The following is a 10,289-nucleotide window of genomic DNA, read 5'->3' as shown; positions in this document are numbered from 1 at the left end:
GGCGCGGTCATTTATGGCAGGGGCGTTTTGCATCATTTATCATGGAAGAAACTTACTTGAAGGCATGCACGCGGTATATCGAGTATAACCCGGTCCGTGCGGGTCTTGTAAAACGTCCTGAGGATTGGAAATGGAGTAGCGCCGGGGCGCATATGAATGAAAAGGATGACGTTCTTGTCAAAACAAGACCCTTGCTTGAGATTGTTAATACACCCTGGCGAGATTTTTTATCCTCTGACATAAAAGAATCTGAAATCGAATTGTTCAGAAAGCATGAACGTAACGGCCGACCGTTGGGAAAAACCACTTTTGTAAAGCAATTGGAGACTCTTTTAGAGAGACGGCTCAGACCAAAGAAGCCAGGTCGAAGAAAAATATGTAAGATGTCCCCGGATTAATCATGTCCCCGGATTAATCGTAAAATTGCAGCAATTCGAAATATGATTTTTTTTAGTTAAACAACTCGCACAAAGACACTAAGACACAAAGCTTTTATTTGGTTTTCTCAACCTTTGTGCCTTTGAGGCTTTGTGTGAGAATAAAATTAGAATTGCTGGTAAAATTGCAATTCCCTTGCTACAATCTTCTGATAATACATGTAATATTCAAAATCTATCTTTTAATGCTTTAAATTTTAACAAATATGCAATTGGAATTTTCATTATGAAAGCCATGGTCCTGAAAAAACTTGGTCTTTTTGCTGAAAACCAGACGCCTCTGGATTTGGTTGACCTGCCTGTTCCTGTTCCGGGAAATGACGAAATTTTGGTTAAGGTGTCTGTCTGCGGGGTCTGCCATACTGAACTGGATGAAATTGAAGGCAGATCTGCACCGCCGGTTCTGCCGGTTATTTTGGGACACCAGGTGGTGGGACAGGTTGAAACGACCGGTAAACATGTTAAAAGTTTTCAACTTGGTGACCGGGTTGGGATTGCGTGGATTTATTCAGCCTGCCGCACATGTGAATTCTGCCTGGCCGGCAATGAGAACCTGTGTAAGGATTTCAAGGCCACAGGGAAGGATGCCAATGGCGGGTATGCGGAATAGGAATATATGGTCATTCCGGAACACTTTGCCGTTCCTGTTCCGGATGGGCTTAAGGATACGGAGACTGCGCCACTTTTATGTGCAGGTGCAATCGGGTACCGCTCTTTGAGATTAACAGGACTTAAGAATGGGCAGAATATCGGGCTGACCGGGTTTGGTGCTTCGGGTCATCTGGTATTAAAGCTGGTCAGGTTTAAATATCCTGATGCAAAGGTGTTTGTTTTTGCCAGAAATTCCGTAGAGAGAGAATTTGCAAAAGAGCTTGGGGCTGTCTGGGCAGGGGATACGGCAGAAGCGTCACCGGAACTGCTGGACTCTGTTATTGACACCACACCTGCCTGGAAACCGGTTGTTGAGGCAATGAAAAACCTTAAACCCGGCGGACGGCTGGTGATAAATGCCATCAGGAAAGAAGAGATGGATAAAGATTACCTTTTAAACCTGGATTATCCGGCCCATCTTTGGATGGAGAAAGAGATCAAGAGTGTTGCCAATATCTGCCGTAAGGATGTAGTAGAATTTTTAACCCTGGCTGACCGGTTTGGCATCCGGCCGGAGGTTGAGGAATTTTCACTTGAAGAGGCTAACCAGGCCCTGGCAGCGCTGAAAAAAGGAACCATCAGGGGAGCAAAGGTTCTTAAAATAGGCTGATCCTGAGAGTTGAAATAAATTAGCCTTGCTATTTTACTTTTAACTCTGTTGTGGTACCCTTTTCATAAGTTTATAAGCAGTGTTATGTTGCTTCATCTCAATCATTGAGTTCATATACAATATCAGGAGTGTCTATGAGTAGTGAGGTTAAAAAACTTATCCATAAGTATATGCCTGATTCTCCAATGTCCCGTTTTGGGAAAATTTTCACTGATTCGACTGAATTTATGAGTATTGATTACAGTGATGTCATGAAACTTGGAAATGAGCATTTTCTTGTACTTAAAAATGAGCAGGAGCGCCGATTTGGTTTGGTTGACCCGAAATATTGGGTAAAGCGCGTTAAGCATCTTGAATCCGGTCAGTCTCAAATTTTAAAATTAGCCTTTTATGAAACATTTCCAATGCATATTGGGCCGTTCGAAATTAAGTGTTATAGAAGTCCTCGTAAAGAAGCTAGAATCTTAGATCTTGTTAAAGGGGATATGCGTTTCATGCAGGGATATTCTAAGGATGACATAGCAGGAAATAATGTCAGAGTCTTGGATATCATTCGCGGAAAGCGGCTTGACGTTGTGGTGGACGATATCCCGGTGGATCATAAAACTTATTTTCATGAATATTTTCCTGATATATTTGAGAAGTTTATGGATGCGTGCGAAGCAATCAGTTTTTTGCACAGCCACGATGAAAAACATGGTGATATCCGGCGTGATCACTTGTGGGTTGAAAGTGGCACCGGCGCATATCGGTGGATCGACTTTGATTATGCGTTTGAGCTTTACGAAAATCCCTTTGCTCTGGATATTTTCGGATTAAAAAGCATTCTTGTGTATATTGTCGGTAAAGCAAATCTTACTATGCAGACTTTGCTGGAACTCAGAACGGAAAATTCTATTCTCAATACACTGAATGCAGGTGATTACTCTGTAGTTATCGGCAACCGTGTCGTTAATGTGCAGAAAATATATAATTATATTCCAAACTCATTAAATAATATCTTGATGCATTTATCGTCTTCAAGTTCGGTTTTCTATGAGTCGGTAGATGAAATACTGGTTGATATGAATAAAAGTTTAAAAGAGATTCGGTCTTTATAATGTCTAATTAAACAGGGGGGGTGAAATTATGACACTTAATAAGATTCTCGTGGCATTTGATGGATCTGAAAATTCTTTCAAAGCGGTTGAATATGTGGGTGATATAGTGAAGCATTACCCCATATCCCGAGTTTTAATTCTTTATGTCGAAAGGCTGCAGGATAAGGATCTTTACCCTGATGATGAAATTTGGGTCAGTCAGTGTAGAAAAAACGAAGAGGAGATGACTGAAAAGCTGTCATTGGCAAAGCAAAGCCTTATAAAACAAGGTGCTTGTGCTGATGTTGTAACTGAACAATATTTTGCTAGTTGCAAATCTCCATTTCATGATACGGATATATGTACTACCGGACGCAGTATCGGTATGGATATTTTAAGGATCAGGGAAGAAGGGAATTACGATACAGTTGTAATCGGTAGGCGCGGAGTGAGCAAAGCTGAAGAGTTTTTGTTTGGCTCGGTTTCGACAAAGGTCGTTCAATCGGCTTCTGATTGTACCGTATGGGTTGTAAACTGATTTTTTACGTTAAACGAAAAGGGTCGTTAAGCCGGATGGGCTGGTATTAATTATGGAGCATGGCGGGTTATAATAGACAATATGAAGGGGGCAATACTAAAACTTAAGCTTCAGCATGCCCCCTGATAAACACTTATTATCGCTTTAATCGTTTCAATCAAATGCCATTTCTGTTTTCCACTCTTTCCATACATTACCCACCAAGCCGGGTCCCGGCTTAAGCGTTACTTTTCCCGGTCTCCAGCCGGACGGCGTGGCCTGGGTTCCCTTGGTTTCCCTGACAAGCTGGAAGGCCTGTATCTGCCGGATTGTTTCAGATACATTACGTCCCACAGGCGGTGATAGCATTTCAAATGCCTGGACAACACCGTCGGGATCTATGAGAAAACGGCCCCGGATATCCACACCGGCATTCTCATCATATACACCATATATCTGCCCAATCTTTCCGCCGCCATCAGACAACATGGGAAATGGTATTTTTCCTGCTCCCACCATTTTTGACAGCTCTGCCGCTTCCCACATTTTATGAACAAAAATGGAGTCCGTACTCATGGACAGCACCTGTACGCCCAGTTTTTCAAATTCTTCATTTTTCTCAGCGACCGCCGAGATTTCGGTGGCTCAGACAAATGTAAAATCGCCGGGATAAAAACAAAGATCAACCCACTTGCCAAGATAGTCAGACAATTTAATAGAGGCAAAATCACCCTTATAATATGCCGGCGCCTGAAAATCAGGCGCTTTTTGTCCTACACGAATCATATTAACAACTCCTTTTTTAGTTTCTTTTGTTTCTTTTATTTCTTGTTTACTTTTTTCTTCCTGTTCAATCAAACCAGCGCCTGGTCTCTCACATCCAACCGAAGCCATTCCTCCTCCTTTTTTTATGGGTTATAACAATAAAAAATTGGAATTGAACCATGCAAACAGTCCGCATCTTTTATAACTCGATGATCAAGTATCAAAAACAAACTTATCGTTAAGTATACCTGAGCTGCTTGCGTGCAAGCCTGATCAATAACCAACCTGTAATGAACTGCAAAACAATCAAGCCAAAAGAAATCGCCATGTAAGTATAATCAAATTTCGTTAGAATTCCGATTGCTGCGATCACTTTATTCAAAACGAAGTGGCCCATAACAACAAAAGCGACACCGGGACAAATCAGCGCAAGAGTTACAGGCGTGTCCTCCTCATGATTGAGTAGTGCCTTAAAATACTTCATCCGTTTCATGACCGACCATCCCAGAAGAAAGAATACGATCTGGATGGAAAAAATAATTGCAAGCAAAATATAATCTGGGGCGCCATGGCCAAGTTCCAGGGAATGAAGACCATGGCTTAACCGCATTGCGGCGATGCCTGCTGTCGTCAATATCGGTATCACCACCCAAAGCGTCGGCAGGGATGACCGGGACACCCCTTGTTTGATCATGTCATTCATGCCGATAATCAATTTGATCAGCCCTATGAATAACGCCCCTGTTGTAAAAAAAATTGATAACAAATAACTAATTCCGATAACAACGGTATTTTGGCTCATTCCAGCCGGGGCAGCCAGCCCGACACCAACCATGGAAAAGGCAAAACTGGGTAACATTTGGCTAAGTGAATTGTTGGCTGTGTGATCAAAACTGCCGCTCTGCAGGACAAGACTAAAAAAATCCAGATAAATTCGACTGGCCCACACACCGATCATCGTAAACACAAATATCGAGACGGGAAAGAGCCACTCAACGACATTCCATAACCCCGGGATAAAAAGGGCTGAAAGAATAAAACAGATATTGAGACTCATGGCATAAGTTAACGGCATTGCCATAAGTTGTGTATGGGCATTGGTTCCGATAATTTTTTTTACCCCTCCGTTTGCCTTAAAAATTCGGTATTGAGTAAAATTTAAAAACAGCCATTTGAAATGTAACCAGGCGAAAAAAAGAATGCCGGAAAGCCCTAAAAGCATCATAGCTTGTTTCCCTGTACTTGCGGTTTGTATATGGGAAAACCAGTCCGCATAGACGGGGATCGGTCTCCCAGGATGGGGGACCCAGAACAAAAAATACATAAAAAAAGTAACCACCATTCCCCCTGCACCCAAAGAGGCTAAAAAGTGCAATGCCGACCAATTGTTAATTTGTTTCAAATCCCCTCCCCCCATTATTTTTATTTCGTGTTAACAATATTCCACCTCATTTGCTCATTGGTTTTATAAGAAAGTTATGAGTCGTGAGATTTAAAACAAGCTGTTTTCTCAATACTCAATACTCACATCTTTCATTGTTTGTTGTATCCGTCAGGACATGCTCGTTATAGTGAAGCCCGCTTTGCCATATGGCTCACATGCTAACTAAAAATGGCGTAAAATATAAACATAATTCCCTGGACAATAAAAAGTCAACCCTCCACTTCAATAAATCGCACACTGGTTTCCAACCCATTGAACAGACTTTATATTCCCGGACCACTTTAACCTTTTCATCATATTTTAGTGTCTGAACGAAAACTGAAAAAAAACTGAAAATTTTATAAAAATCAGTGTCAGCAGGACTTGCGTATCTATATAATCATATCGTATTGTTTTGCAGCACATTTTTTATGGACTGGAGTACTTATGTCAACTATGAAAACACTTCACCTCATCCGTCATGCCAAATCGAGCTGGAAGGACGCAAGCCTTGCAGATATTGACAGACCCCTCGCCCCAAGGGGCATCCGGGCATGCGCTGTCATGGCGCCTGAAATTGCAAAAGCAGGCTGTGATTTTTCCAATGTTTTCACAAGCCCTGCAGCCCGGGCCAGGGAAACCATTGAAAGAATTGCCGGCTGTCTTAAAAAGATCTCTTTTACCTGGACCGTGGCAGAAAAACTATACACCTTCAATGCCCACGACCTTTTGGAATTCTGCCGGGACGATCTGCCGGCAAACATTGAGCAGGCCGTTATTGTGGGCCATAATCCGGCATTTCATGACTTCTGCAACCGGGTGGGAGACACAACCATAGAAAAGCTGCCCACCTGCGCCTATGCCCGGCTGGAACTGGACGCAGATTCATGGACAGATATCGGCCTCCGCAGGATGCAGCTCACCGCGTTTTTAACCCCCAAAATGTTTCGGTAATGGAGATCGCCCAGGATAGAGACCGGGATAGTGATCAGGATAGAATCCGGGAATCGAACCGAATACCTGAAACGGCACCCACGAACCTGCCTGCCGCCCTCCCTCTTGACCTCAAGGATGATCTGTCAAATCCCTTGATTATTGATTTCGAAGCCACACCCGATGATGGGGTGTTTCAGATCGGCGCCGTATTTAACGATCTGGTTTTCAATGAAAAAAACATTTCAAATCCGGCCCCGGCACTCCAACGGCTTTCCCGGTTTGCACAGGGTGCAACATATATTCTCGGGCACAATATTATCAAGCATGACCTGACCCTGGCCAAAGCCCATTGCCCGGATGCCGGAATCCTCTCTTTGATCCCCATCGACACCCTGGTGCTCTCTCCTTTGGCCTTTCCGGAAAATCCCTACCACCGGCTCATCAAAGGATATAAACTTTTAAGCGCATCACGAAACAACCCTGTGGCCGATGCAAAGCTTTCCATGGTGCTTTTTGAAGATCAACTGGCAGCGTTTCTTCTCTTAAAAGAAAGCCAACCCGGTCTCATTGCTTTTTTTGCCTGGGCCTTTGATCTACCAACAGGAACGTTTCAGGGGATCAGTCAGCTTTTTGAACGTCTTGGCGGCGAAAAACCCCATGAAAGCCGGGCCCGGGATCTGTTTTTAACTTTGTGCCGGGCCCGGGGCTGTGCCACGGCGACCCGGGAAATCTGGGAAGAAATCAGCAAATCCCTGCACAGAAAACCGGAACTTGCCTACCTGGTTTCCTGGCTGCGGGTGGCCGGGGGCAACTCCGTTCTTCCCGGCTGGGTACTCCACGAGTTTGATGGTATCGCAGATCTGGTTTTAAGACTTCGGATGGCCTGCGGTAATGACGCCTGCAGCTTTTGCACACAACACAACAATCCGGAACATCTTTTAAATAAATATTTTGGTTTCAACGCCTACCGGACCATGCCCGACGGCCGGATGCTCCAGCGGGAAATCGTTTCCGCCTCCCTTTCAGGCCGCCACCACCTGGCCATACTGGCCACGGGGGGCGGCAAATCCATCTGCTACCAGATTCCGGCACTTCACCGGTACGAACGAACCGGGGCGCTCACCATCGTCATTTCGCCGCTCAAGGCCTTGATGAAGGACCAGGTGGACAACCTCAATCATGCCACCGGCACCCAGGCGGCCGCCACCATCAACGGCAGCCTGACCCTTCCCGAACGGGGTGCCGTGCTGGAAAGAGTACGATTAGGCGACATCGGGCTTTTGTACATCTCTCCTGAACAACTTCGCAATAAAAGCGTGGTGGAGCTGATCGCCTCCCGCCAGGTGGACTGCTGGATCTTTGACGAAGCCCACTGCCTGTCAAAATGGGGACATGACTTCAGGCCCGACTACCTGCACGTGGCAGACCTCATTGCCGACCAGAAAAAACAAACAGGCCGAATGCCGGTGATCGGTGCCTTCACCGCCACGGCCAAAAAAGAGGTTAAAGAAGAAATCCGCCAACATTTTAATGAAAAACTCGGCCTTGACCTGGACACCTTTGAAGGGGGTGTAGAGCGGGACAACCTTCACTTTTACGTCTATCCTGTCACAGCCGCTGAAAAATACGATGTCATTGCCCGCACCCTTCACGATAATCTGTCGGAAACCAAAGGCAGTGCCATTGTTTATTGCGCATCCCGAAAAGGCACCGAAGCGTTAAGCCGATTTCTCAACGAGCGCGGCATTGTCTGCCAGGCATTTCATGCAGGCCGCACAGAACCGGACAAGCGCAACATTCAAGATGATTTTTTATCAGGTACCATCCCTGTGATCTGCGCCACCAACGCCTTTGGCATGGGAATCGACAAAAAGGATATCCGGCTGGTCATCCATGCGGATATCCCCGGTTCCCTTGAAAACTATCTCCAGGAAGCCGGCAGGGCCGGACGGGACCAGGACCTTGCCGACTGCATTCTTCTTTATGAAGAGGATGACATTGACAGCCAGTTCTCCTTGAATGCCTATTCAAAACTCTCTTTGCAGGATATCAAAAAAATCCTCAGGGTGTTAAAAGACCGGGGCAAAAAATCTCCCGAAATCGTGATTACCCCGGCAGAGATCCTTCGCCTGGCAGGATATGAGCATATGGGCGGCGATGATCAAAGGGCCAGGATTGCCCTAGCCTGGCTGGAGAGACGCGGATTTATCCGGCGGGATTTCAACCGTACCCTGTTTTTCAAAGGCGTTCCTTTGGTGAAAAGCCTGGATGAAGCAGAATCGAAACTTAAAAAGTTCAATCTGCCCCGAACCGTTCATTCGGTATATATGACGCTGTTGCAGACCCTTTTCAACGAAGAGAAAAACGCCCTCATCTCGGCGGACATGCTGTGCGAGGCCCTCAGCGGCATTGAAAACCTGCCGGATAAATACCTGGATCCGCGCACCATCATGAATGAACTGTCCAACATGGCCAATGCAGGGCTCCTCCGGGAGGGTTCAGTTATGACTGCCTTCATCCGGCCCAAGGGTCGCAACAGCGCCGAAAATCTGTTAGAGCTTTTTTCCCGCATGGAAAAGACCATGGCCCAGCTGATGGCAGAGCTCTCCCCGGAATCCAGTGCGGACAAGGCCGATCTGATCAACCTGCGCCTGGTTGCCCAGCGCCTAAAGGACAAGGGATTCGAAACCGCCACCGCAGATATCTGCACCACCTTGCTGCACACCATGGCTGCCGACCAGGGGGAATCCGGGGGCAAAACCCTGAAGATCGTGGGTAAAAAAGGCGCCGAACAGCAGCGGGTTTTTGTCAATGTGCCCTGGCAAATTTTAAAGGAGCGCATGGCGCTGCGCCACAGGTGTGCCCGGGTCTGTATTGACGCCATCATCAACAATCTTGATCCGGATCTTAAAGTCGCCCAGAAAGAGATTCTGGGACAATTTTTCCTCTCGGACATCATCCAGGCCATGACCCAAGACATTTTTCTGTCCGGGTTCAAGGGAAACGGCAGCAGGCTGGTGGAAAAAAGCCTGTTGTTTCTCCACGACACAAAGGTGATCACCCTTCAAAACGGTCTGGGGGTATTCCGCCAGGCATTTACCCTGTCCATGGAAGAAGCTGCCCTGCCCCGGCAGTACACCCGGGGGGATTACGAGCCCTTGTCCCAGCACTATGAACAAAAAAATGTCCAGGTGCATGTCATGGAAAAATATGCCCAGTTCGGCATGGAGAAAATCCGGACCGCCCTGGACTTTGTCCGGGACTATTTTCAACACTCCCACGATAAATTCATCCGCCGGTACTTTCCCGGCCAGAAAAAAATCATCACCACGGCCATGACGGCCAAAGCTTATGCAGATATTATTCAAAGCCTTGGCAATAAGGTACAGGAGGCCATTGTGGCGGCCCCGGAGGAGAGGAACCTGCTGGTGCTGGCAGGCCCCGGGTCGGGCAAAACCCGGACCATCGTCCACCGATGCGCCTGGCTGATCAAGGCACGCTCAATCCCCCCGGAAAGCATTCTTGTCCTGTGCTTCAACCACGGTACCATGATTGAGCTCCGGGCCAGAATCAAAGCATTGACCGGGAAACGGGCGGCCCAGGTGACGGCCATGACCTTCCACGGTCTTGCCATGCGCATCACCGGCCGCTGCCTGCTGTCGCTGAACAATGGGCAAAACCCAAACCGGGAGATTGATTTCAACAAAGTGATTGACGAAGCTGTTGATATTCTTGACGGCAACAGACAAATCCCCGGTGTGGAAACGGATCAGGCCCGGCAGTACCTGCTGGCTCGGTACCGTTATATCCTGGTGGATGAATACCAGGATATAGACGCACGTCAGTACCGGTTTATTACGGCACTCACCGG

9 protein-coding genes are annotated in these 10,289 nt (G+C 46.6%); 7 read left to right on the top strand and 2 right to left on the bottom strand.

Features of this window, described 5'->3' with window-relative positions:
* From B3D59_RS16685 to B3D59_RS16665, 5 genes are all read left to right on the top strand, one after another.
* A partial coding sequence (locus tag B3D59_RS16685) for a transposase (RefSeq protein ID WP_414646546.1) occupies positions 1-398 on the top strand: 398 nt, incomplete at its 5' end.
* Between the two features lie 265 nt (positions 399-663).
* Positions 664-1,047, top strand: a complete 384-nt coding sequence (locus tag B3D59_RS16680; protein WP_286822264.1) for an alcohol dehydrogenase catalytic domain-containing protein — start codon at positions 664-666, stop codon at positions 1,045-1,047.
* A 6-nt stretch (positions 1,048-1,053) separates the two neighbouring features.
* Positions 1,054-1,698, top strand: a complete 645-nt coding sequence (locus tag B3D59_RS16675; protein WP_286822263.1) for a hypothetical protein — start codon at positions 1,054-1,056, stop codon at positions 1,696-1,698.
* A 134-nt stretch (positions 1,699-1,832) separates the two neighbouring features.
* On the top strand, positions 1,833-2,798 hold the full coding sequence (locus tag B3D59_RS16670) for a serine/threonine protein kinase (RefSeq protein WP_286822262.1): 966 nt from the start codon (positions 1,833-1,835) through the stop codon (positions 2,796-2,798).
* Between the two features lie 28 nt (positions 2,799-2,826).
* Positions 2,827-3,315, top strand: a complete 489-nt coding sequence (locus B3D59_RS16665) for a universal stress protein (RefSeq protein WP_286822261.1) — start codon at positions 2,827-2,829, stop codon at positions 3,313-3,315.
* 153 nt (positions 3,316-3,468) lie between these two features.
* On the opposite strand, the gene prxU is transcribed toward B3D59_RS16665, so the two are convergent.
* Both prxU and B3D59_RS18525 read right to left on the bottom strand, forming a co-directional pair.
* A complete protein-coding gene (gene prxU, locus B3D59_RS16660; RefSeq protein ID WP_286822260.1) occupies positions 3,469-4,188 on the bottom strand; it encodes a thioredoxin-dependent peroxiredoxin in 720 nt (239 codons plus the stop codon).
* A gap of 109 nt (positions 4,189-4,297) precedes the next feature.
* Complete coding sequence (locus B3D59_RS18525; protein ID WP_414646545.1) at positions 4,298-5,476, bottom strand: TsoY family (seleno)protein; 1,179 nt, start codon at positions 5,474-5,476, stop codon at positions 4,298-4,300.
* Positions 5,477-5,929: 453 nt separating this feature from the next.
* Here B3D59_RS18525 and B3D59_RS16650 point away from each other — a divergent pair, with 453 nt between their 5' ends.
* Entirely contained in the window at positions 5,930-6,436 is a 507-nt protein-coding gene (locus B3D59_RS16650; RefSeq protein ID WP_286822258.1) for a SixA phosphatase family protein, read from the top strand.
* A partial coding sequence (locus B3D59_RS16645) for a RecQ family ATP-dependent DNA helicase (protein ID WP_286822257.1) occupies positions 6,370-10,289 on the top strand: 3,920 nt, incomplete at its 3' end. The genes B3D59_RS16650 and B3D59_RS16645, both read left to right, overlap by 67 nt.

The organism is Desulfobacter sp. UBA2225, from assembly GCF_002348205.1.
Classification (GTDB): Bacteria; Desulfobacterota; Desulfobacteria; order Desulfobacterales; family Desulfobacteraceae; genus Desulfobacter; species Desulfobacter postgatei.
This window is presented reverse-complemented; position numbering and strand designations above follow the sequence as displayed.